Here is a 22,621-nt window from a genome sequence, read left to right as displayed (position 1 = left end):
CGAAGGGGGTCGGGAGAGGGGAACCCGGCTTCCGGAGAATTCGGGTCGAATGCGGCCAAACGGAAGCGTCGCTCCCCTCTCCCGCCTGCTCCGCAGGCACCCTCCCCCGCAGAGGGGGGAGGGTCGACCCGCGGTCGGCGACGAGAATCACGCGGCGGCCGGGTTGGCGGCGTCCCACTCCCGCAGCGCCTGCGCGTCGCGGGGGGTCACGTCGGGATAATCGGCGTCGTCGCCAACCGTCTCGGTCACGCGCCACGAGCGGGCGCATTTACGCCCCTCCGCCCGCTCCGGCACTACGGCCACGCCCTTCACCTCGTCGAGACGGAAGGCGTCGGCCGGCCCCTCGCCGTCGCGGATCGTGATGGCGGAGGTGATGCAGACTTCCGCAAAGTCGACGCCGTCGAGCGCCCCCAGCAAGTCGGGATCGGACACGTAGACCACCGGCGCCGCCTCCAGGCTCGCGCCGATGCGCTTGGCCGCCCGCTCGATCTCAAGCGCCCCGGTCACGACCCGGCGCACCCTCCTGATTTTTTGCCAGCGCGCGGCGAGCGCGTCGTCGCGCCAGTCCGCGGGCGTCTCCGGCAAGGTCTGGAGATGCACCGAGCCGGCCTCCGACGGGGTGCGGTCGAGCCACGCCTCCTCGGCCGTGAAGGCCAGCACCGGCGCGAGCCAGATCGTGACGCGGCGGAACGCCTCGTCGATGACCTGCAGCGCGGCGCGACGCGTCACCGACGAGATCGGATCGCAGTAGAGCGCGTCCTTGCGGACATCGAAGTAGAAGGCCGAGAGGTCGCCGGTCATGAAGCCGTTGAGCAGCGCGACGATCCGCTTGGTGTCGTAGGTCGCGTAGGCCTCGCGGATTTCGCCGTCGAGCTGGGCCAGCCGATGCAGGATCAGCCGCTCCAGCTCCGGCATTTTTTGGAAGGGCACGTCGTCGCCCGGCACGCGATGCGCCAGCGAACCGAGCATCCAGCGCAAGCTGTTGCGCAGCTTCCGATAAGTCTCGGCGAACGTCTTCACGATCTCCGGACCGATGCGGAGATCGTCGGAGTAATCCGAAGCCGCGACCCACAGGCGCAAGATGTCGGCGCCGGATTCCTTGATGACGGTCTGCGGCGCGACGACGTTGCCCTTCGACTTCGACATCTTCTCCCCCTTGGGGTCGAGGACGAAGCCGTGGGTGAGCACCACATCGTAGGGGGCGTGGCCGCGGGTGCCGCAGGATTCGAGCAGCGAGGACTGGAACCAGCCGCGATGCTGGTCGGAGCCCTCCAGATACATCACCCGGTCCGACCCGCCGTCCACCGCGCGGCGGATGCCGGCGAGGCCCGGAAAGGCTTGAGGGTCGTCCAGAACGAAGGCGTGGGTCGAGCCGGAATCGAACCAGACGTCGAGGACGTCGGTCACCTTCTCGTACTGCGCCGGATCGTGTTCGGGGGCGAGGAAGCGGGCGGTCGCGTCGTCCCTGAACCACGCATCGGCGCCCTCCGCCGCGAAGGCCTCAGAAATGCGCGCGTTCACCGCCTCGTCGCGCAACACCTCACCGGTGTCGCGATGGACGAACACCGTGATCGGCACGCCCCAAGCGCGCTGGCGCGAGACCACCCAATCGGGCCGGCCCGAGACCATGCCGTTGATCCGATTCTTGCCTTGGGGCGGGACCCACTGCGTCTGCTCGATGGCGTGCAAGGCCGTCTCGCGCAGCGTCCGGTTGCCGAGCGAATCCACCGGCCGGTCCATCGCGATGAACCATTGCGGGGTGTTGCGGAAGATGACGGGCTTCTTCGAGCGCCAGGAATGCGGGTATTGGTGGCGCAGCACGCCTTTTGCGACCAAAGTTTTTGCGACTCGCAGTGCTTCGATCACCGCCTTGTTGGCGTCGCCCTTGTCGCCCTTGTCGTTGAAGACGCGCTTGCCCGTGAAGCCCGGCGCCTCCTTGGTGAGCGCGCCGTCGGCATCCACCGTGTAGGGGATGCGGGTCTCGATGCCGCGCTCGGAAAGCCGGCGGCCGTTGGCCATCCACACCTCGAAATCCTCGCGGCCATGGCCCGGCGCGGTGTGGACAAAGCCGGTGCCGGCCTCGTCGGTCACGTGCTCGCCGTCAAGCATCGGGACAGGGAAGCCATAGCCCGAATCGAAGTCATGGAGCGGGTGCTCCAACCAAGCAACGTCGTCCAGCGAGAAGCTCCCGAGCCGCTCAAAGCTCTCAACCTTCGCAGCCTTGAACACGGTCTCAGCCAAACTGTCGGCTAGGACGTAGGTGCTTCCAACCTTTGCCCAATTTTCTTCCGGAGCGGCCGTCACTTCATAGACGCCGTAGGAGATTTTCTTCGAATATGCGACGGCCCGGTTGCCGGGTATCGTCCAGGGCGTCGTCGTCCAGATAACGACAGATGCTCCCTTGAGAAGAGGATCGGGACTGGGCGCGACCTTGGCCGGCGTATCGATAGACATGAAAGGCGCAAGTCGACTGTCGGACTTCCGTACGACCGGGAACGCCACGAACACCGTATCGCTGACATGCTCCTCGTACTCGACCTCCGCCTCGGCCAGTGCGGTCTTCTCCACCACCGACCACATCACCGGCTTCGAGCCGCGATAGAGCTGGCCGCTCGCGGCGAACTTCATCAACTCGGCAGCGATGCGGCCTTCAGCCGGGTAGGCCATGGTCGAGTAGGGCCGGTCCCAGTCGCCGGTGACGCCGAGGCGCTTGAACTCGTCACGCTGGACGTTCAGCCAGTCGGCGGCAAACGCCCGGCATTGCTGGCGGAATTCCAGCACCGGCACCTCGTCCTTGTTCTTCCCCTTGGCGCGGTACTGTTCCTCGATCTTCCACTCGATCGGCAGGCCGTGGCAGTCCCAGCCCGGCACGTAATCGGCGTCGTTCCCGAGCGCGCCCTGGGAGCGGACGATCACGTCCTTGAGGATCTTGTTGAGCGCGTGTCCGATATGGATGTTGCCGTTGGCGTAGGGCGGGCCGTCATGCAGCACGAAGCGCGGCCGGCCCTTCGCGGCCTCGCGGATTCTTTCGTAGAGGCCGATCTGCGCCCAGCGCTCCAGGAGGAGCCGCTCGCGGGCCGGCAGGCCGGCGCGCATGGGGAATTCGGTCTTCGGCAGGAAGAGGGTCTTGGAATAGTCGCGGGCGGCCGCGGGGGCGGCGTCGGGCTGGTCGCTCATGGCGGGTTCGGCGTCTTCAACGGGCAAAAAAGGGGACGGGGCGAAGTCAGGTCACCCGGCATCCGGCGGCCGCCAGGAGGCGGTGCCTACGCGGAAGCCGGGCCCGTAATTCGCTGCGCCGAGGAGATCAGGCCGAACATGGGAGCGCTTCTAGAATGCGCCCCGGAAAAGGGGAAGCCTCATTGAGGCTTCCGGCCGGTCGCCGCGCCTCCCGCCCCTCCCCGTCATTGCGAGGCGAAGCCGAAGCAATCCAGCGCTCCGCATTCCCCAGGGAGGGTGCGCGCTTGACGATTGCGTCGGCAGTGTCTCGCCTTGTCCGGGGAACGCGCGCCCTGGATTGCTTCGGCTCCGCCTCGCAATGACGGCGCGGGGGACGGAAGCCGCATCAACCAACAAAAGAAGTGACAATTAATTGCGGATCACCACCCGCGTCCCGCCATAGGCCCGCGTGAGCTGAAACAATTCGCGGGCATGGGCCGGATGCAGGCGGATGCAGCCGTGGCTCGCCCGGCGCCCCAGCGCGCCGACCGCGTAGGTGCCGTGGATGGCGTAGCCGCCGCTGTAGAACATCGCGTAGGGCATCGGTGACCCGTGATACTTGCGCGAGCGCCACATCGGCGCCATCAGCCCGACCCGGAACTGGCCGTTCGGCGTGACGAAGCCGCGCCGCGCGGTCGAGACCGGCCAGTCGTAGGCCAGCACGCCGCCGACATAGACCTGCATCCGCTGGGCCGACTGATCGACCCGGGCGACGACCGAAGCCGCGGCGGGCCGGGCCGAGAGGACGACGGCGGCGAGGACGACGGCGGCGAGGGCGCGAGCGATCGGCACGGGGATTCGAACCTCCGCGGCCACGACGCCCGGCGGGGCGCCGACTCGGCCGCTTCCCCTTGATCGCGCTGGTGTTTCGGTTGCGAAAGGGCCCGAGCCGAGTTGTCGACAGCCGGATCGGGTTACAAAGCCGCGGCCGACTACCGAGTCGCGATTGAGGGCGCGGATTAAACGGACTAGCGTCGCGCCAAGCCGCCCGGCCAAGGCCGCGCGACACGGTACCGGTGAGGAAACATGGCCCATTCCGCTCATGCCGCGCTCCATGGCGCGGGCGCGCCCGCCGCGCATACCCCCTGGTACAAGGTGCTCTACATCCAGGTGCTGATCGCCATCGCGCTCGGCATCTTCGTCGGCTGGATCGCGCCCGATTGGGGCAAGTCGTTCAAGTGGATGGGCGACGCCTTCATCGCGCTGATCAAGATGATGATCGCGCCGATCATCTTCTGCACCATCGTCCACGGCATCGCCTCGATCGGCGACCTGAAGAAGGTCGGCCGCGTCGGCCTCAAGGCGCTGATCTACTTCGAGGTGGTCTCCTCGGTGGCGCTGCTCGTCGGCATTCTGGTGGGCGAGATCATCCAGCCCGGCGCCGGCTTCGGCGCCGACGTGACCAAGCTCGATGCCAAGGCGGTCGAGGGCTACGCCAGCAAGGCGGCGGCGGATTCCACGGTCGCCCACCTGATGGCGATCATCCCCAAGAGCTTCTTCGACGCCTTCGCCACCGGCGACCTGCTGCAGGTGCTCCTCATCTCGATCCTGACCGGCGTCGTGCTCACCGGCATGGGCAAGAAGGGCGAGGGCATCACCCACGGCATCGACGCGGCCGGTCAGGTGTTCTTCCGCATCATCGGCCTCATCGTGAAGCTCGCGCCGCTGGGCGCCTTCGGCGCCATGGCCTTCACGGTCGGCCAGTACGGCATCGGCAAGGTCATCGACCTCGCGTGGCTGGTCGGCACCTTCTACACGACGTCGCTCCTGTTCGTGTTCGTCGTGCTCGGCGGCATCGCGGCGTTCGCCGGCTTCTCGATCCTCAAGTTCCTCGCCTACATCAAGGACGAGTTGCTGATCGTGCTCGGCACCTCGTCGTCCGAGACGGTGCTGCCGCACATGATGACCAAGATGAAGCGCCTCGGCGCCTCGGATTCGGTCGTCGGCCTTGTGATCCCGACCGGCTACTCGTTCAACCTCGACGGCACCAACATCTACATGACGCTCACCACGCTGTTCCTGGCGCAGGCGGTGGGCGCCGACCTCTCGATCGGCCAGTACGCGACGATCTTCCTCGTCGCGATGCTGACCTCCAAGGGCGCCTCGGGCGTCACGGGCGCGGGCTTCATCACGCTCGCCGCGACGCTCGCCGCCATCCCCGGCAACCCGGTGCCGGTCGCCGCGATGACCCTGGTGCTCGGCGTCGACAAGTTCATGTCGGAGTGCCGCGCGCTCACCAACCTCATCGGCAACGGTGTCGCCACCGTCGTCGTCTCCCGCTGGGAGGGCGAGCTCGACAGGGAAAAACTCGCCCAGGTGATGGCGCATCCGGTCTCGATCGGCACCGAGATCTCCGACGAGGCGCCGGTCAGCCCCGGCGACGAGGCGGCGCCGGCCCCGAAGGCCGTGGCGGCGCAGTAGCCGCTTGTCCGAGGCCGGACGGCTCAGGATCGGGATCGATCTCGGCGGCACCAAGATCGCCGGGATCGCGCTGGCGCCCGACGGGACGACGCGGGCCGAGACGCGCGTGCCGACCCCGCGGGGCGACTATGCGGGCACGCTCGCGGCCATCGCCGGGCTCGTCGCCGCACTGGAATCCGAGGCGGGTGCCGACGGGGCGAGCGTCGGCATCGGCATGCCGGGCGCGGTGTCGCGCCACAACGGCCTGATCAAGAACGCCAACTCGGTCTGGCTCAACGGACAGCCGTTCGCAGGGGACATCGCGGCCCGGCTCGGCCGCCCGGTGCGGGTCGAGAACGACGCCAACTGCCTCGCGGTGTCGGAAGCCGTGGACGGCGCGGGCGCGGGCGCAGAGATCGTCTGGGCGGTGATCTTGGGCACCGGCGTCGGCTCCGGCATCGCCCTGCGGGGGCAGGCGCTGACCGGCCGCAACGCCATCGCGGGCGAGTGGGGCCACAACCCCCTCCCCTGGCCCCGCGACGACGAGCGCCCCGGTCCCGCCTGCTATTGCGGCCGCCGGGGCTGCATCGAGACGTGGCTCTCCGGCCCGGGGCTGGCCGCCGACCATCTTTTGCGGACCGGCGAGACGCGCACCGGCGAGGAGATCGTCACTGCTGCGCTGGCCGGAGAGCCGGGCGCCGCCGCCACGATGGCGCGCTACCTCGACCGCCTCGCCCGCGGCCTTGCCCACGTGGTCAACGTCCTCGATCCGGACGTGATCGTGCTCGGCGGCGGGCTCTCGCGCATCGAGAGCGTGGTGACCGCGCTCCCCCAAAGAATTGCGCCGCACGTCTTCTCCGACGCCTTCGACACGCCGGTGCGGGCGAGCCTCCACGGCGACGCCTCCGGCGTGCGGGGTGCGGCGTGGCTGTGGGGGCCGGAGGCGTAGGCGGCCCACCCGGCCGAAAAGCGCCGCTGTCGCTCGCGACGACGCCCCAGACATCCCGCGCCGTCATTGCGAGGCTGAGGTGGGTCGCGCTGCGATCGAGCGGCATCGTCTCAGAGCAAATTAAGAAATCCGCACCGAAACCCTGCTTCCGCATGCGTCGATGCGGGCTATATCCTTGCATCAAAATAATAAAGTCGAGCCTTGAATAGGCACGACTGCCGTTACGCGGCAGAAAACCAGAAAACGTCATCGGGAGAAAGTCGCAAAACATGCGCCGCTTGACCATCCTGCCCCTCGCCGCCGCCCTGCTGATGCCCGGCGCCGCCCATGCCCTGTCGATGACCGACACGCTCCAGGCGTGGCGGGAAAGCTCGGCGATGGACCGGCTCCAGCTCGCGACCCGCTTCGGCAAGTCGTTCGTCTCGGTCAACGAGAGCTTCACCGCGGGCTATTTCGTGAAGTGCATCGACGAGGTGGCGGGCTACTCGAACGCGCAGAAGGCGCGGATCGAGGACGCGATGCGCGAATGCGTCGCCTCGCAGCTCAGGATGAAGGCCCAGCCCGACGATTGAGTGTGGAGAGAGCCCGACGACGTGGCCCCCCCTGACACCCGTCATTCCGGGGCGCGAAGCGAACCCGGAATCCACGACTGGCCGCGACGCCCATCATAGGCCGTGCATCACGGGTGGATTGCGGGTTCGCCTGCGGCGCCCCGGAATGACGGGGGTGGCTCAGATCTCGATCTCGGTCCCGATCTCGATCACCTGACGGGCCGGCACGCCGAAATGGGCGCCGGTGTGCTCGGCGTTGTTCTGCATCACCGCGAACAGGGCCTCGCGCCAGTTCGACATACCGCGCCGGTCCGCGACCGGGATGATGGTCTCGTGGCCGACGAAGACCGTGAGGTCGTGCGTGAATTCCTCCGGCAGGCAGCCGGAGGAGACGGCGCAGCGCAGGCCTTCGGGGATCGAGGCCGATTGCATGAAGCCGTAGCGCAGGATCACCCGCTGGATGTCGGGGGTGATCGCGCTCACCTCGGCCCGCTCGTGTGGCGGCACCGTCGGCGTTTCCTCGAACAGGGCGGTGATGATGACGACCCGGGCGTGGAGCGCGCCGAGGCGGTCCACCACGCGCACCATCGGCAGCGGGATGCCGTTCGTGGCCGAGGACAGGAAGGCGGCCGAGCCCGGCAGGGTGATCGGCGGGTCGGTGCGCAGGCGCTCGATGAAGGCAGGCTCGGACGGGCGCTGGTTGATCCGCGAGTCCTCCATGCAGAGGTTGCCCTTGCGCCATGTCAGCATCAGGAACGCGACCGTGCCGGCGAGCACCAGGGGAAACCAGCCGCCCTCGATGATCTTCACGCTGTTGGCCGAGAGGAAGATCAGGTCGATCAAGAGGAAGAAGCCGTTGACCGCGATGACCGCGGAGAGCGCATAGCCCCATTTGCGGGCGACCAGTCCCGCGAGCAGCGTGGTGATCGCCATGAGCAGCGACACGGCGATGCCGTAGGCCCCGGCGAGCGCGTCGGAGGAGCGGAAGATCAGAACCGCCGAGAGGGTGGCGGCGGCGAGCAGCCAGTTCACCGTCGGCACGTAAATCTGGCCGCGCTCGTCGGGCGCGGTGTGGACCACGCGCATCGGCGGCAGGAAGCCGAGTTGCACCGATTGCTGGGTCAGCGAGAACACGCCGGAGATGATCGCCTGCGAGGCGATGACGGTGGCGAGCGTCGCCAAACCGATCAGCGGGTAATGCGCCCAGTCCGGGGCGAGGCGGTAGAACGGGTTCTCCATGGCCGAGGGGTCGGCGAGCAGGATCGCGCCCTGGCCGAAATAGTGGATCATCAGCGCCGGCAGCACGAGGCCGAACCACGCCGCGCGGATCGCCCTGGCGCCGAAATGGCCGAGATCGGCATACATCGCCTCGCCGCCGGTGACCGCGAGGAAGGCCGCCCCCAGCATCGCGAAGCCGACCCCGAGCCCGGCATGGCCGACGAACTCCACCGCCGCCAGCGGATTGATCGCCCGCAGGATCTGCGGCGCCTCCATGATGCCGCCGATGCCCAGCGCCGCGAGCACCACGAACCACACCAGCATCACCGGCCCGAAGATGCGCCCGATGAAGGCCGCGCCCCGGCTCTGCACCATGAAGATGCCGATGAGGATCAGAATCGTGATCGGCACGACGTAGCGGTCGAGCGCGGGCGCATCGACCTTCAGGCCCTCGACCGCCGAGAGCACCGAGATCGCGGGCGTGATCGCCCCGTCGCCGTAGAGGAGCGCGGCGCCGACGAGGCCGACGACGAGGAGCAGGCCCTGGCGCGAGCCGGGCTTGGCGTGCCGCGCGCCCAGCAGTGCCAGCATGGCGACGATGCCGCCCTCGCCCTTGTTGTCGGCGCGCAGGATCAGCACGGCGTACTTCACCGAGACGATCAAAATCAGCGACCAGAGAATCAGCGAGACCGCACCCGTCACCGCCACCGGCGTCGGCGGCTGGCCGTGGCTTGCCGCCCGCACGGTCTCCTTGAAGGCGTAGAGCGGACTCGTGCCGATATCGCCGTAGACGACACCGAGCGTGGCCAGCAGCAGACCGGCCCCGAGCCGGCGCTCGGGCCCGTGGTCCGAAGCCTCCGCACTGCCGTGGGAGCCGTCTCGGGAAGAAGGGGCCGACGCTGCGCTCAAGGGTGCGCTCCGCGAAGCGTAACCGCTCTGAGGGCGGCCCGTCTCAACCTAAGCTGCGCCCGCCCTTCGTCCAGTGACATCCGCGTCACCGGCCACGCGATGTCAGCGCCCGCGCGGCGGGGCCGGCTCGGGGGCGGCCTTCTCCTGCCCCGCCTTGTCGCGCAGCCGGGCGACCCCGGCGGCGATCCGCTCGGCGATACGCCCGCGCAGGTCCTCGGACAGCTCGATGTCGACGATGCGCCAGCCCCAATCGTGCAGGCGCAGGCGGATGCGGAACTGCTCCGCGCGGGGCCGGTCCGGCGGCACGGGGATGACCACCGCGCGAAAGCCCCGCAGGTCCGAGGCGAGGTAGTAGCGCAGCGCCCGGCCGAGATCGGGGATACGCAGGCCGTCGCGGCGCTCGTGACGGGTGGTGGCCTCGGGCAGGTCGAGCGCCTGGGGCCAGCCGTCGTCGAGGAGATCGACCACGTTCCTCGGCGTCACCAGCGCCTCGGCCACGGGCAGGGCGAGCGCCGCCGCCGCATCGGCGAGGCGCTGCCGCTCCCGCGGCTCGGCGGCGGATTCGGCCCGGATGGTGGCGGAGACCTGCCGGGCGAGCGAGAGGCGCAGCGTCCGGAAATTGACCCGCCGCTCGACCGCCGCCACGTCGCCCGCCTGCACGGCGCGCGCGAGTTCGTAGAGCGACCAGAACGGCGTCAGCGTGTAGGCGAGCCAAGCCAGCGCCGCCAGGAGGGGAATCGACCACCAGCGCATCGTCGGCTTAGAGCATCGGTCTGACGAGGTGGGTGCCGGCTTTTGGGACAAGCCGAGGCGCTCGGGCGCAAGGCCGCCTCACGTCCGCGCTCCGGCGAGGTGCCAGCCGGTCAGGCCGGCGAAGGCGGCGGCGACGCCCTCGTAGACCGGCCGCTTGAACGGGATGACGAGGCCCGGCAGCGCCTCCAGCCGCTCCCAGCGCCACGCATCGAATTCCGGCTTATGGGCACCGCCGCCCGGCGCCTCGACATCGATCACGTTCTCGCTACCGGTCAGGCCGAAGGCGAACCATCTCTGCCGCTGGCCGCGGTAGCGGCCCTTCCAGGCCTGCTTCATCACGTCGGGGGGAAGGTCGTAGGCGAGCCAGTCGCGGGCCTCGGCCAGGAGCGTCACGGCCTCGGCCGGGACGTTGGTCTCCTCGTGCAGCTCGCGAAGGGCCGCGGCGAGCGGTGCCTCGCCCTCGTCGATGCCCCCTTGCGGCATCTGCCACGCATGGCCGTCCGCGACATGCTCGGGCCCCGCCTCGCTCCTGCGCCGGCCGACGAAGACGAGGCCCGCCGGGTTGAACAGGGCCACGCCGACGCAGGGCCGGTACGGCAGCGCGCCGCCCTCGGGCAGGGGCGGAAGGTCGTCGCTCGGGCTTGTCATGGCGGCGCGACCATAGGACGGCGCGCGCATCAGCGGCAACGCCGACCTGAGAGCATCGGCCCGAAAGGTGGCCTCCGGCTTTCGGGCCGATGCGGCGCAAGACCCCGGCGCACCGTCCCGGATACGTTATCCAGGGCGGTGCTCCGGGGTCGGCGCGCCTCGTCGGTTCCGGATCAGGCCGCCCGCACGCTCGCGAGGAACCGGGCGACCTCGCCGTTCAGGTGCTCGGATTGGCGGGAGAGTTCGGTCGAGGCCGCGAGCACCTGATCGGCGGCGGTGCCGGCTTCCTCGGCGGCGCTCGCCACACCCGCGATGTTGCCCGTCACCTCGGCCGCGCCCGACGCCGCCTGGGCGACGTTGCGGACGATCTCCTGGGTCGCCGCGCCCTGCTGCTCCACCGCCGCCGCGATGGAGGCGGCGACACCGCTGATCTCCTCGATACGGCCGGTGATGCCGGCGATCGCCGCCGCGGCAGCCCCGGTGGTGCCCTGGATGCGGCCGATCTGGCCGGCGATCTCTTCCGTGGCCCGTGCGGTCTGGTTGGCGAGTTCCTTTACCTCCGCGGCGACGACCGCGAAACCGCGCCCCGCCTCGCCGGCACGGGCCGCCTCGATCGTGGCGTTCAACGCCAAGAGATTGGTCTGGCCCGCGATGGTGGTGATGAGCGTCACCACGTCGCCGATCTTGGCCACCGCGTCGCTCAACTCGCGCACATGCCCTTCCGTCCGCGCCGCCTCGGCGACGGCGGCCTGGGCCAGCATCGACGAGCCGCCGACCTGCCGGCCGATCTCCTGCACCGAGGCGCCGAGTTCCTCGGCCGCCGCGGCGACGGTGTTGACGTTGGTCGCGGCCTGTTCGGCGGCCGCCGCGACGCTGACCGACTGGCTCGCGGTCTGGGTCGCGGCGCCGGCCATGCCCTGGGCGGTGGCCTGAAGCTCGGTCGCGGCCGAGGACACGAGCGAGACGATGCCGCCCACCGCCCGCTCGAAGCCGTCGGCCATCTCGCGGGTCGCCGCCTTGCGCTGCGCCTCGGCTCCGGCGCGGGCCGATTCGGTTTCCTCTTCCAGCCGGCGCATGCGGATCAGGCTGTCCTTGAACACCTGCACGCCGTCGGCGATCGTCCCGATCTCGGTGCGGGCGCCGCGGTGGGGGATCGCCGCGTCGTGATCGCCCGCGGCCAGAGCCTGCATGGGCCGGACCACCGAGGCGATATCGCGGGCGATGCTGCGCACGATCAGGAAGGCCAGCACGCCCGAGAGCCCGAAGCCGAGGACGACCGCCGCGAGCGCCGCATTGCGGGCCCATTGGAAGGTCGCCTCGCCCTCGGCCATGGCGCGGGTGGCGCCCTCGTTGTTGAAGGCGATCAGCTTCTCCAGGGCGTTCGACATCGCGCGGCGCGGCGCGAGACCCTTGGATTCGTAGTAGGCGAACGCCTCCGCCTTCTTCCCGGCGCGGGACAGATCGAGCACCTTGGCGCGCTCGGCTTCGAACACCGCGAGCTGGGCCCGGTAGCCGTCGTAGAGCGCCTGCTCCTCGGGCGAGGCGATCAGCGTCTGGTAGAGGGCCTGCCGCTCCGCGATCTTGCCGCCGAAGCGCTCGAAATCCTTCTCCATGCCGGCCAGCATCTGCGGCTCGGTGGCCTGGGTGTGGCGCAGCATGACGCCGTTCATGCGCGCCGACAGGGTGTCGATCTCGCCCAGCGCCCGTACGCTCGGCAGCCAGTTGCGCTCGATCGACAGCGCTTGGTCGCGCAGCACCCCCATGCTGAAGAGCCCCAGCACGCCGAGGCCGACGAGGAAACCGGTCAGGAGAGCGAAGGAGGCGATCAGCTTGTTGCGGATCGAAAAGGCTGGAAACGACACGGCCGGCTCCGAACGGACATCGCGTCACCGTTTTAGCGGCGACCCTGCTTCCATGTGGCGACCGAAAGGTTACGACATCGCGAACTATTGTACCGAAACTGTGCCGGCCGACACCGAATGCGGGCCCCGGCTCCGAACAATGCGTGGGAATCGTGGGGCCAGCGCAGAGCGTGAGATACGGACCTCAGGGCGCCGCGCTGGATAGCTTTCCGACGGACGGGGCCTGACGCAGGGCCGCGCTCACCGGCACCAGCCGGATGCCGCGGGCCTCCAGATCGCGGGTCCAGCGCGACAGGCGGTCAATCGTGAGCTGTGCGGCGCTGGCCGAGGCCAGGACGAAGCCCTTCTGGCGGGCAAGCGCTTCGAGGCGGGCCAGTTCCGCGTCGATGGCATCGGGCCGGGCGGCGGCGTCGATCACGATCTCGGCGCGGGCGGCCGGGAGCTTTGTCTTGGCCGCTGCTCCGGCGACGAGGGGCCGGGTCACGGTGCCGTCGTCGACGAAGCCGAGGCCGCGGCCCGCGATCTCCTTCAGCACCGGCTCCAGCGCGCCGGCCTCGCCGGAGAACTTGGCGCCCATGAGGTTGACCACGCCAACGATGCCGGGGAAGCGGCTGAGCGCCCAGCTCGTCCGGTCGAGGTTTTCCGCCGGGCGCGAGCCTGTGAGGAGCGTCTGCGGTCCCGGATCGCTGTCGGGATAGTCGAACGGCTCCATCGGCAGTTGGACCAGGATTTCGTGCCCGGCCTCGCGGGCGCGGGCCGCGGTCTTGTCGAGGTCGCTGCCGTAGGGCGAGAGCGCGAGGCTGACCGCGGCCGGAAGCCGGGCGATGGCGCCGAGGGTCGCCGCCTGCCCGATGCCGAGCCCCGAGACGAGGATGGCGATGCGCGGCCCCTGGCCCGGCTCCTCCGGGCGGGCGTAGACGTCGAGCGGGCGCTGCTTGCCTTCGCCGATCTTCGGCAGCGGACCGTTGCGGCCGCGCTCGGTCAGGCGCGGATCGGGGGCGGGGTTGAGGCGGATCTGGCTCGCGTTCGGCACGCGGATGATGACCGGCGCGTCGGGCGCCGTGGCGCCGGCCGGGCGAAACACGCTCACGCCGGAAGCCTGCTCGATTTCCTGGGCGGATTGGGAGGGGCCGGCCGGTTTTTCCGGTGTCGCTTCGGCGACGCGCGCGGCGACGGGCGCCGGTTCGCGCCGCTCGATGACGGCGCCGGCGCGGGGCTCGCCGCCGCGCGGGTCGCCGGTCAGCGCGACGCCCCCGGCCAGGAGGGCGAGGACGGCGCAGGCCGCCCCCGCGACATGCGCCGTTTTCGGGCGCGGCAGGCGATCTTTCAGGCCGGCCTTGGCGCCGCCCTTGGCCCCGACCCCGAGGGGCTTCGTCAGGATATCGTCGGCCGACTCGCTCACCCGCCGTCCCGCTCTTGCCAGTTCACCATGCGACCGGCGTGGGCTTCCGCGAAACGCGAACGGCCCGCAGTACCGGTCTGAGCCGGTATTGCGGGCCGCTATGGTTAATCTTTTCCTAATCCAGAGCGATCGCCGAGGGCGATTGCTCTGATTTCCTTTTTTCGGCCTCGGTCGCCACCCCGCCTCCGCGGGCCCCGGCTCTCGCTCCGCTCGATGCCTCGGCTCACGCCGAGGCCCGCTTCGCAGGGCGCTCTTCGCGCCCGGCCATTCGGAAAAATCAGTTCTGGGTCGCGGGCTTGGTCACGTTGGCTGCACCCTTCTGGATGCCGTGCAGGAAGTCGACCGCGGCGATGAGCTGCTTGTCCTTGGCCGGGTCCGGCGGGATGTAGGCCGAGGAACCGCCGCGCTCCTCGGTGTCCTTCTGCTTGAGGTGGCCCTTCAGGCCGGCCTCGCCCTTGGTCTCGTCCTTGCCCTTGAGATCGTCGGGCACCTCCTGCAGCACCTCCTGATCCGGCTCGATGCCCTTGGCCTGGATCGAGCGGCCGGACGGCGTGTAGTAGCGCGCGGTGGTGAGGCGGAGCGCCCCCTGGCCGCCGAGCGGGATGATCGACTGCACCGAGCCCTTGCCGAAGGAGCGTGTGCCCATGATGGTCGCGCGCTTGTGATCCTGCAGGGCGCCGGCCACGATCTCGGAGGCCGAGGCCGCGCCGCCGTTCACCAGCACGACGATGGGCTTGCCCTTGGCCAGATCCCCGGCCTTGGCCGAGAAGCGCTGGGTCTCGTCGGGGTTGCGGCCGCGGGTCGAGACGATCTCGCCGCGGTCGAGGAAGGCGTCGGAGACCATCACGGCCTGATCGAGCAGGCCGCCGGGGTTATTGCGCAGATCGACCACGTAGCCCTTGAGCTTGTCGTTGCCGATCTCGGTCTGGAGCTTGTCCATCGCGGTCTTGAGGCCGTCGAAGGTCTGCTCGTTGAACTGGGTCAGGCGCACGTAGCCGATGTCGCCGCCCTCGACCTTCGAGCGCACGGGCCGGATCTTGATGATGTCGCGGTTGAGCGTGACGTCGATCGGATCCTTGGCTTCCTTGCGGGTGATCTTGAGGCGCACCGGCGAGTTCACCGGCCCGCGCATCTTGTCGACCGCCTGGTTCAGGGTGAGGCCCTGGACCTGATCGTCGTCGATCTGGGTGATGATGTCGTTGGCCAGCAGCCCCGCCTTGGAGGCCGGGGTGTCGTCGATCGGCGAGACGACCTTGATCAGGCCGTCCTCCATCGTGACCTCGATGCCCAAGCCCCCGAACTCGCCCTTGGTGGTGGTCTGCATGTCGCGGAACGCCTTGGCGTCCATGAAGCTCGAATGCGGATCGAGCGAGGTCAGCATGCCGTTGACCGCCGACTCGATGAGCTTCGACTCCTCGGGCTTCTCGACGTAGTCGGTCCGGACCTTCTCGAACACGTCGCCGAACAGGCTGAGCTGCCGGTAGGTCTCGGCGGAGGCCGCGACCGCGCTGGTGCCGGACAGCAATTGGGTCTGGGTCGACACGGCCGATGCACCGATGCCGAGGGCGGCGCCGAGCAACACGAGGGACACTTTGCGCATTATCCGCGAACCTTCTCGCTGGAACTTCTCGCCCACCACGGCTCCGGGTCGATGGAGCCGCCGTCTTTCCTGAACTCGACGTACAGGACGGGATCGTTCCGATCATCGTCCCTCTGTGACGCAGCCGACGAAGCACTCGCCTGCGACACAGCCGGGCCGCCACCCTCGCCCATGGCGGCCACCGGTTCGCCCGCCAGCACGAACTGACCGACTTCGACGTTGATCTGGTCCATGCCCGCCAACAAGAGATAGTAGCCGTCGCCCGCGTTGATGATCAAGAGACGGCCGTACGAGCGGAACGGCCCGGCGAACGAGACCCAGCCGTCGGCCGGAGCGGAGACCACCGCCTTGGCCCGCGTCCGCAGCGAGATGCCGCGGGTGGTGCCGTTCTGCCCGTCGGGCTGGCCGAAGCCGCGCACCAGCGTGCCGCTGACCGGCCTGGGCAGATCGCCGCGGGCCTCGGCGAACTTTACCTTCGGGGCGAGCTTGGCCGGATCGCGGGCGCCGGCGGCGGCGAACTTTTCCTGCGTCTTGCGCTGCTCGCGCTCTTCCGCGGCGCGGGCCTCGTCGGCGGCGCGGCGGGCGGTGGACAACTCGCCCTCCATGCGATCGACGAGGTCCTTGAGGGTCTTGGCCTGCGTGCCGAGTTCGGTGCTCTTGCGGCGCTCCTGGGTGAGGTCGGTCTCGATCTGGACCTGCCGGGCGCGGCGGGCGGCGACCAGCGCGTCGAGGCGCTGCCGCTCGCCGGCCCAGCCGGCGAGATCCTTTCGCAGCGCCTCGCGGTCGGCGGCGATGAGGCCGCGCACCCGCACCAGCTCGGCGAGGTCGCCCGCCAGGGTCTCGGCCTCGCCGCGCAGTTCGGGCACCACGGCGCCGAGCAGCATGGAGGTGCGGATCGCGGCGAGCACGTCCTCGGGCCGCACCAGCACGGCGGGCGGCGGGCGCCGGCCCATCCGCTGGAGCGCGGCCAGGATCTCGGCGATGACGGCGCGGCGCGAATCGAGCGACTTGCGGATCGCCGCGTCGCTCTCGGTGAGCGAGCGCAGGCGCTCCTCCAGCCGGCTCAGACGGTCCTCGGTCGCCTGGGCCTGACGGCCGGCATCGAGCAGCGCCATGCTGAGCTTGGCCCGGTCGGTGCCGATCGCCGCGATCTCGGCCTCCAGCGCGGCGCGGTTGCCGGCGCTGGCGGCGAGCGCGTCCTCGATCTGCTTGAGGCCCTGGGCGCGCCGGTCGCGCTCCTCCTGCGCCCGTCGCAGGGCGTCGGCGTTTTCCTGCGCCCCCGCCGATAGGGGGCCAGCCAGGCAGGCCAGGAGGAGCGCGGCCCTCGTCCGAAGAAGCCTCATGCGTCGGGATCGCCGCGGTGGTAGGGGTGGCCCGCCAGGATGGTGAGGGTCCGGTAGGCCTGCTCCAGAACGAGCACGCGCACCAGCCCGTGCGGCAGTGTCGCCGCTCCGAAGGCGAGAATATGGTCGGCCCGCGTGCGCACGCGCTCGTGAAGCCCGTCCGCCCCGCCGATCACGAAAGCGAGCGCCGGGCGGCCCCGGTCGCGCCATTCGCCGATGCGGGCGGCGAGGCGCTCGCTCGGCCAGTCGGAGCGCCCGCGCTCGTCGCAGGCGATCAGCGCGGCCTCCGCGGGCACCAGGGCGAGAATCGCCTCGGCCTCCTCCGCCACCCGGTCGGCGGCGCGTCGGGCGCGGGATTCCGGGAGTTCGGCGAGATCGCAAGCCGAGACGCCGAGGCCGCGCCCGAGCGCGGCGGCGCGCTCGCGGTAACGGGCGGCGAGATCCCGCTCCGGCCCGTTCTTCAGGCGTCCGACGGCGACGACGAGGAGGCGCAAGGAGGACGGGCCATTGGCTGCTGCGGGCCGCGACCGATAGCACGGCGGCGCGACCCGCGCGTCACACCACGAAGACGTCGACCGCCGTCAGCGCCACCTTCGTGTCGATGACGGCGAACTTCACCGCCGCGCCCTTGCCCGAGCCGTCGGCGTCGTAGAACAGCTCGCCCGTCGCCTGCTTGTAGAGGATGCGATCGTTGGCATCCGCCGCGCCCGCGCTGATGTTCTTGAACGCGCTCTCGGCGAGTTGTCCCGTCGCCAGCACCGAGAACACGCTCTTGGCCAGCCGAACCGTGTCCTCGGCCGCGAAGTCGGTGATGCGGTCGACGTTGCCCGCGCCGAGCGCCGTCGAGAACTGGAAGCTGTCCGCGCCACCCCGGCCGGTCAGCAGGTCGGCGCCGCCCTTGCCGTCGAGGACGTTCACGCCGTTGTTGCCCACCAGCTTCTGGCCGAACGCGTTGCCGTCGAGGTTCAGCCGCGCCGAGCCGGTCGAGGAAAGCAGTTGCAGAGCCTCGATCTCCTGGCCCGCGGCCAGCGCGTAGCTGACGGAGGCCAGCACCGTGTCGCTGCCGCCGCCCGCCGCCTCGACGACCCGGTCGCCGAGGGCGTCGACGAGATAGGTGTCGTTGCCGCCTCGTCCCGTCAGGATGTCGGCACCGCCGCCGCCGTTCAGCACGTTGGCGCCGCCGTTGCCGACCAGCGCTTGGCCGAACGCATTGCCCGTCAGATCCAGGGCGGCCGAGCCGGTCGAGGCGAGGAGCTGCAGCGCCTCGATCTCCTGCCCGGCGGACAACGTGTAGCTCGTGGAGGCCAGCACCGTGTCGCGCCCGCCGCCCGCCGCCTCGAACGCCCGGTCGCCGGCGGTGTCGACGACGAAGGTGTCGTCGCCGGCTCCGCCGATCAGGGTGTCGGCGCTCGCCCCGCCGCTGAGGACGTTGGCGCCGGCATTGCCCGTCAGCGTGTTGGCGAACGCATTGCCGGTGAGGTTCACGGCGTCGCGCGCGCCGGCCTCGACCGTGGCGAGGCTCTCGATCGCCTGTCCGATGGCGAGGGTGTAGCTGACGCGGGTCAGGACGCTGTCGAAGCCGCCGCCGGCCGCCTCGACGATCCGGTCGCTCGCGCTGTCGACGATGAAGGTGTCGTTGCCGCTCCCGCCGATCAGCGTGTCGGCGCCGCGCCCGCCGTCGAGGATGTCGGCGCCGCCGAGGCCGCTGATCGTGTCGGCCCCGTCCGAGCCGATCATCCGGTCGGCCGCCTCCGAGGCGGCGAGCGACACCCGGAAGATGTCGTAGCCGCCGTTGGTGTCGCCGCGCACGAGGTTGCTCGCGCTGCTGGAGAAGGTGACGAAGCGGCCGTCGGCGGAGATGTGCGCGTCGCCGGACGAGGCGTTCGCCTCGGCGCCGTTCCAGGACACCGAGAGGCGGATCGTGGTGCCGGCCACCGTGTCGCGCAGGAAGACGTCCGCGGTGTCGTTGGTGTCGCCGGCCACGAGGTTGTCGGCATTGCTCTCGAACACGACGTAGCGGCCGTCGGCCGAGATGTCGGCATCGAAGCTCGAATCGTTGGCGATCGTGCCGGCCGAACTCACGGAGACGAGCTTGGTCGTGCCGGCCACCGTATCGCGCAGGAACACGTCGGACGTGCCGTTGGTGTCGCCGGCCACGAGGTTGCTGGCGTAGCCGTTGAACACGACGTAGCGGCCGTTGTCGGACAGGCCGGACGCGTAACAGTTGTCGTTGGCCTGCGCGCCGCCCGCGCCGAGCGAGACGCGGGTGGTAGTGCCGGCGAGGGTGTCGCGCAGGAACACGTCGGCGGCGGCGTTGGTGTCGCCGGTCACGAGGTTGGTGGCATCGCTCTGAAACAGGACGTAGCGGCCGTCGGCCGAGATGTCGGCGCCGTAGCTGGACCCGTTGCCCTGGCGGCCGTCGACGGCAAGGGAGACGAGCCGGTTGGTGCCGCTCAGCATGTCGTAGACGAACACGTCGAGGTCGTTGTTGAGGTCGCCGGCGACGAGGTCGGAGGCGCGGCTGTAGAAGGCGACCCATCGTCCGTCGCCGGACATCTCCGGAGAGAGGCTCTCGGCGTTGCCCGCCGTCCCGTCCGCGGCCTGCGAGATCCGGAAGGTCGCGCCGGAGTGCAGGTCGCGCACGAACACGTCGTTGGCCCCGTCCGTGTCGCCGTCGACGAGGTTGGAGGCGGGGCTGTAGAACGCCGCGTAGCGTCCGTCGTCGGAGACCGAACCGCTCCAACTATAGTTGTTGGCGCCCGAGGCGACGGTCGCCACGGTCACGAGCGTGGTCGTGCCGGCCGCGAGGTCGCGCAGGAAGAGATCCTGGACCGGACTGGCGTCGTTCGGCGCCAGGGTGCCGTCGCTCAGAAAAAGGACGAAGCGCCCGCTCCCGGAAATGGAGGGGGAGTACGAACCCTTGCCCGACTGAACCTCGGCGTCGGAGATCGAGACGCGGATGAGGCTGCTGGCGTTGACGGCGGCCATGGCGCGGCTCCTCGAAGGCAGGATACCGGCCTGCCGCAAGCGTGACGGGACGGCGCGGCCTCGCTCCCGGTTCGGTCGATGCGCTCGACGATCGACGGCGAGTGGGATGCAGGTCGCATTCCAAGTCAAGCGCCGCCGCACGATTGCACCCGCCGCCTGATCGATCGCACGAGACCTGTGTCCGACCGTCCGCAAGACCGCCCATCGGGGACGCCGGCCGTGCCGGCGGACGCACCTCCGGACTGGACGGGACGAGAAAAGGGTATATACCCGCTTCATGGCCGCCGACTCGCCCTGCCTCTGTGCGAACCTGCGCCGCGTCACCCGCGCGGTCACCGCCGCCTACGACGCGGCGCTGCGGCCGGTGGATTTGCGCATCACCCAGTTCTCGATCCTGCGCATCCTGGAGCGGCTCGGCCCCGTCGGCGTGACGCGGCTCGCCACGGAGGCCGCACTCGACCGCTCGACCATGGGCCGCAACCTCGATCCGCTGGAGCGGCGCGGCCTCGTGCGGCTTTCCGTCAACGCCGCCGACCAGCGCGAGCGCGTCGCCGCGCTGACCGAGGAGGGCCGCGCGGCGCTCGGTGCCGCCCTGCCACTGTGGCGCGAGGCGCAAACGCGCGTCGAGACCGCGCTCCCGCCGGCCATCGTCGCCGACCTCGCCGGCCGGCTCGCCCGGATCGATCCCACCTGACCGGAGATTGTCGGACCATGCCGCTCGTTCGCATCGACCTGCCCCAGGGCAAGCCGCCGGAATACCGGCAGACCGTCGGCGACGTGGTCTACGAGGCCATGCGGACGACGCTCAACGTGCCGGAGAACGACCGCTTCCAGGTCATCGCCGAGCATGCGGCGGGCGGCCTCGTGATCGATCCGACCTATCTCGGGATCGCGCGCAGCGCGGACGCCCTGATGATCCAGGTGACCCTGAATGCCGGGCGCAGCGTCGAGTTGAAGAAGGCCTTCTACCGGGCGGTCGCCGACGGTCTGCACGAGCGGCTGGGCCTGCGCCGGGAGGACGTGTTCATCAGCCTCGTCGAGGTGCCCAAGGAGAACTGGTCCTTCGGCAACGGCGAGGCGCAGTACGCCTGACCGCCGTCTCGGACCAAGGTGCCTGCGCAGCATCGTGAATGACGGAGCAGGCGCGGGTCCCCTCCCCCTTGCGGGGAGGGGTTCGGGGTGGGGGTGGTTCAGAAGGAACCGCAGCGGTGCCTTCTGAACCACCCCCACCTCCGGCTCCTCCCCGCAAGGGGGAGGAGAGGCGTCCGGTCCTGTTCACTCGCCGCTTCTTTGAACGCAACCTTCCCCGGAGCCCGGCATGCTCTCTTCCACGCCGCCAGTCCCCACGCGCCTGCATTACGGCTGGATCGTCGCGGGCTTGACCTTCCTCGTGCTGCTGGTCGGCGCGGGCGTGCGGGCGACGCCGGGCGTGCTGATCGTGCCGTGGGAGCGGGAATTCGGCTGGAGCACCGCGACCATCAGCGGGGGCATCGCCCTCAACATCTTCCTCTACGGCATGATCGGCCCGTTCGCGGTGGCGATCATCGAGCGGTTCGGCCTGCGCCGCTCGGTCTGCACCACGCTCGTCGTGCTCGCCGTCGGCACCGCCGCCACCGTGCTGATGCGCGAGGTCTGGCAGATGGTGCTGCTGTGGGGTCTCGTCGTCGGCGCGGGCACCGGCATGGTGGCGAACGTGCTCGGCGCGACCATCGCGGCGCGCTGGTTCGGGCGCCATCGCGGCCTCGTGGTCGGGCTGCTCACCGCGAGCGCCGCCACGGGGCAGCTCGTGTTCCTGCCGGTGCTGGCCCACCTCGCCGAGGGCCAGGGGTGGCGCTCCGTGGCGCTGACGGTCGCACTCGCCGCGCTCGCGCTGGTGCCGCTGGTGGCGTGGCTGATGCGCGACCGTCCGTCCGATCTCGGCCTGCCCCGCTTCGGCGAAACGACAGTGCAGCCGGCCCCGAAGGGCGGGATCAATCCGGCCCGGCGCGCGCTCCAGGGCCTCGCCACGGGCCTGCGCTCACGCGACTTCTGGCTGCTGTCCGGCACCTTCTTCATCTGCGGCGCCTCGACCAACGGCTTGATCGGCACCCACCTGATCCCGGCCTGCATCGACCGGGGCATCCCGGCGGTGACGGCCGCCGGCGTGCTGGCGCTGATGGGCCTGTGCGATCTCGTCGGTACCACCGCCTCGGGCTGGCTCACCGACCGCTACGACCCGCGTCGCCTGCTCGCGTGGTATTACGGCCTGCGCGGGCTCTCGCTGATGTTCCTGCCCTACTCGTTCGATTTCAGCGTCTACGGCCTGTCGCTGTTCGCCGTGTTCTACGGCCTCGACTGGATCGCCACCGTGCCGCCGACCGTGAGTCTGGCCGGCAAGGTTTTCGGCGAGGAGAACGCCGCGCTGATGTTCGGCTGGATCGCCGCCGCCCACCAGATCGGCGCGGCCAGCGCCGCCTGGGCCGCGGGCGCGGTCCGCACCGGCACGGGGGATTATTTTTCGGCCTTCGTCTCGGCGGGGCTTTTGTGTATCGCTGCGGCGATGATGGCCCTGTTCGTGGGCACGCGACCGCGGGAACCGGTGCCGGTGGCGGCGTGAACACGTCGGCTGACGCGCATGTGGTGACCGTGTTCAATGAACGCGACAGCCGCAAAACAAGGCGCCTCTCCTCCCCCTTGCGGGGAGGAGGTAGGAGGTGGGGGTGGTGCAGGATGAGGCGGAAGCGGTGCCTTCTGCACCACCTCCACCCCTGACCCCTCCCCGCAAGGGGGAGGGGAAAGCGTC

General features: G+C 70.1%; 17 protein-coding genes. 6 read left to right on the top strand and 11 right to left on the bottom strand.

Annotated elements, in window-relative coordinates:
* Positions 1-147: 147 nt before the first annotated feature.
* Together ileS and HNR00_RS25485 are read right to left on the bottom strand one after the other, a co-directional pair.
* The gene (gene ileS, locus HNR00_RS07925; RefSeq protein WP_183567541.1) at positions 148-3,177 is read right to left on the bottom strand and encodes an isoleucine--tRNA ligase; all 3,030 of its coding nucleotides are present in this window, start codon (positions 3,175-3,177) and stop codon (positions 148-150) included.
* A gap of 408 nt (positions 3,178-3,585) precedes the next feature.
* Positions 3,586-4,008 (bottom strand): L,D-transpeptidase, encoded by a 423-nt coding sequence (locus HNR00_RS25485; RefSeq protein WP_312886016.1) that lies wholly within the window; start codon positions 4,006-4,008, stop codon positions 3,586-3,588.
* A gap of 234 nt (positions 4,009-4,242) precedes the next feature.
* Here HNR00_RS25485 and HNR00_RS07915 point away from each other — a divergent pair, with 234 nt between their 5' ends.
* The 3 genes from HNR00_RS07915 to HNR00_RS07905 all read left to right on the top strand — a co-directional run bounded on the left by HNR00_RS07915 (position 4,243) and on the right by HNR00_RS07905 (position 7,137).
* The gene (locus tag HNR00_RS07915) at positions 4,243-5,637 is read left to right on the top strand and encodes a dicarboxylate/amino acid:cation symporter (protein ID WP_210306361.1); all 1,395 of its coding nucleotides are present in this window, start codon (positions 4,243-4,245) and stop codon (positions 5,635-5,637) included.
* Between the two features lie 4 nt (positions 5,638-5,641).
* Positions 5,642-6,565 carry an ROK family protein gene (locus HNR00_RS07910; RefSeq protein WP_183567538.1) on the top strand — a complete coding sequence of 308 codons (924 nt, stop codon included), beginning with the start codon at positions 5,642-5,644 and terminating at the stop codon, positions 6,563-6,565.
* A 269-nt stretch (positions 6,566-6,834) separates the two neighbouring features.
* Positions 6,835-7,137 carry a hypothetical protein gene (locus HNR00_RS07905; protein ID WP_183567535.1) on the top strand — a complete coding sequence of 101 codons (303 nt, stop codon included), beginning with the start codon at positions 6,835-6,837 and terminating at the stop codon, positions 7,135-7,137.
* Between the two features lie 159 nt (positions 7,138-7,296).
* Here HNR00_RS07905 and HNR00_RS07900 read toward each other — a convergent pair whose 3' ends face one another.
* From HNR00_RS07900 to HNR00_RS07860, 9 genes are all read right to left on the bottom strand, one after another.
* Positions 7,297-9,243 (bottom strand): potassium transporter Kup, encoded by a 1,947-nt coding sequence (locus HNR00_RS07900; RefSeq protein ID WP_183567532.1) that lies wholly within the window; start codon positions 9,241-9,243, stop codon positions 7,297-7,299.
* Between the two features lie 102 nt (positions 9,244-9,345).
* Positions 9,346-9,996, bottom strand: coding sequence for a DUF2939 domain-containing protein (locus tag HNR00_RS07895; protein WP_183567529.1), 651 nt, complete (start codon positions 9,994-9,996; stop codon positions 9,346-9,348).
* Between the two features lie 78 nt (positions 9,997-10,074).
* Positions 10,075-10,644, bottom strand: coding sequence for an RNA pyrophosphohydrolase (locus HNR00_RS07890; RefSeq protein ID WP_183567526.1), 570 nt, complete (start codon positions 10,642-10,644; stop codon positions 10,075-10,077).
* Between the two features lie 173 nt (positions 10,645-10,817).
* The gene (locus HNR00_RS07885) at positions 10,818-12,506 is read right to left on the bottom strand and encodes a methyl-accepting chemotaxis protein (RefSeq protein WP_183567521.1); all 1,689 of its coding nucleotides are present in this window, start codon (positions 12,504-12,506) and stop codon (positions 10,818-10,820) included.
* 184 nt (positions 12,507-12,690) lie between these two features.
* Complete coding sequence (locus HNR00_RS07880) at positions 12,691-13,908, bottom strand: divergent polysaccharide deacetylase family protein (RefSeq protein WP_183567518.1); 1,218 nt, start codon at positions 13,906-13,908, stop codon at positions 12,691-12,693.
* 277 nt (positions 13,909-14,185) lie between these two features.
* Entirely contained in the window at positions 14,186-15,508 is a 1,323-nt protein-coding gene (locus tag HNR00_RS07875) for a S41 family peptidase (protein ID WP_183567515.1), read from the bottom strand.
* Entirely contained in the window at positions 15,508-16,851 is a 1,344-nt protein-coding gene (locus tag HNR00_RS07870; RefSeq protein WP_183567512.1) for a murein hydrolase activator EnvC family protein, read from the bottom strand. Before HNR00_RS07870 ends, HNR00_RS07875 begins: the two co-directional genes overlap by 1 nt.
* The gene (gene rlmH, locus HNR00_RS07865) at positions 16,848-17,345 is read right to left on the bottom strand and encodes a 23S rRNA (pseudouridine(1915)-N(3))-methyltransferase RlmH (protein WP_183567509.1); all 498 of its coding nucleotides are present in this window, start codon (positions 17,343-17,345) and stop codon (positions 16,848-16,850) included. Before rlmH ends, HNR00_RS07870 begins: the two co-directional genes overlap by 4 nt.
* A 61-nt stretch (positions 17,346-17,406) precedes the next feature.
* Positions 17,407-19,839 carry a hypothetical protein gene (locus tag HNR00_RS07860; protein WP_183567506.1) on the bottom strand — a complete coding sequence of 811 codons (2,433 nt, stop codon included), beginning with the start codon at positions 19,837-19,839 and terminating at the stop codon, positions 17,407-17,409.
* 277 nt (positions 19,840-20,116) lie between these two features.
* Here HNR00_RS07860 and HNR00_RS07855 point away from each other — a divergent pair, with 277 nt between their 5' ends.
* The 3 genes from HNR00_RS07855 (at position 20,117) to HNR00_RS07845 (ending at position 22,435) form a co-directional block, all read left to right on the top strand.
* Positions 20,117-20,533: a MarR family winged helix-turn-helix transcriptional regulator gene (locus tag HNR00_RS07855; RefSeq protein ID WP_183567503.1), complete on the top strand. Its 417-nt coding sequence runs from the start codon at positions 20,117-20,119 to the stop codon at positions 20,531-20,533.
* Between the two features lie 17 nt (positions 20,534-20,550).
* Positions 20,551-20,931 (top strand): tautomerase family protein, encoded by a 381-nt coding sequence (locus HNR00_RS07850; protein ID WP_183567500.1) that lies wholly within the window; start codon positions 20,551-20,553, stop codon positions 20,929-20,931.
* Between the two features lie 226 nt (positions 20,932-21,157).
* Positions 21,158-22,435, top strand: coding sequence for an MFS transporter (locus HNR00_RS07845; RefSeq protein ID WP_183567497.1), 1,278 nt, complete (start codon positions 21,158-21,160; stop codon positions 22,433-22,435).
* Positions 22,436-22,621: the final 186 nt, after the last annotated feature.

It is taken from the genome of Methylorubrum rhodinum (genome assembly GCF_014199935.1).
GTDB lineage: Bacteria > Pseudomonadota > Alphaproteobacteria > Rhizobiales > Beijerinckiaceae > Methylobacterium > Methylobacterium rhodinum.
The sequence above is the reverse complement of the archived record's forward strand: the minus strand, read 5'-3'. Positions and strand labels throughout refer to the sequence as shown.

Coding starts and splice junctions, on each gene's coding strand:
- ileS (WP_183567541.1), bottom strand. CDS start 3,177: ATGAGCGACCAGCCCGACGCCGCCCCCGCGGCCGCCCGCGACTATTCC.
- HNR00_RS07915 (WP_210306361.1), top strand. CDS start 4,243: ATGGCCCATTCCGCTCATGCCGCGCTCCATGGCGCGGGCGCGCCCGCC.
- HNR00_RS07905 (WP_183567535.1), top strand. CDS start 6,835: ATGCGCCGCTTGACCATCCTGCCCCTCGCCGCCGCCCTGCTGATGCCC.
- HNR00_RS07895 (WP_183567529.1), bottom strand. CDS start 9,996: ATGCGCTGGTGGTCGATTCCCCTCCTGGCGGCGCTGGCTTGGCTCGCC.
- HNR00_RS07890 (WP_183567526.1), bottom strand. CDS start 10,644: ATGACAAGCCCGAGCGACGACCTTCCGCCCCTGCCCGAGGGCGGCGCG.
- HNR00_RS07875 (WP_183567515.1), bottom strand. CDS start 15,508: ATGCGCAAAGTGTCCCTCGTGTTGCTCGGCGCCGCCCTCGGCATCGGT.
- HNR00_RS07870 (WP_183567512.1), bottom strand. CDS start 16,851: ATGAGGCTTCTTCGGACGAGGGCCGCGCTCCTCCTGGCCTGCCTGGCT.
- HNR00_RS07860 (WP_183567506.1), bottom strand. CDS start 19,839: ATGGCCGCCGTCAACGCCAGCAGCCTCATCCGCGTCTCGATCTCCGAC.
- HNR00_RS07855 (WP_183567503.1), top strand. CDS start 20,117: ATGGCCGCCGACTCGCCCTGCCTCTGTGCGAACCTGCGCCGCGTCACC.
- HNR00_RS07850 (WP_183567500.1), top strand. CDS start 20,551: ATGCCGCTCGTTCGCATCGACCTGCCCCAGGGCAAGCCGCCGGAATAC.
- HNR00_RS07845 (WP_183567497.1), top strand. CDS start 21,158: ATGCTCTCTTCCACGCCGCCAGTCCCCACGCGCCTGCATTACGGCTGG.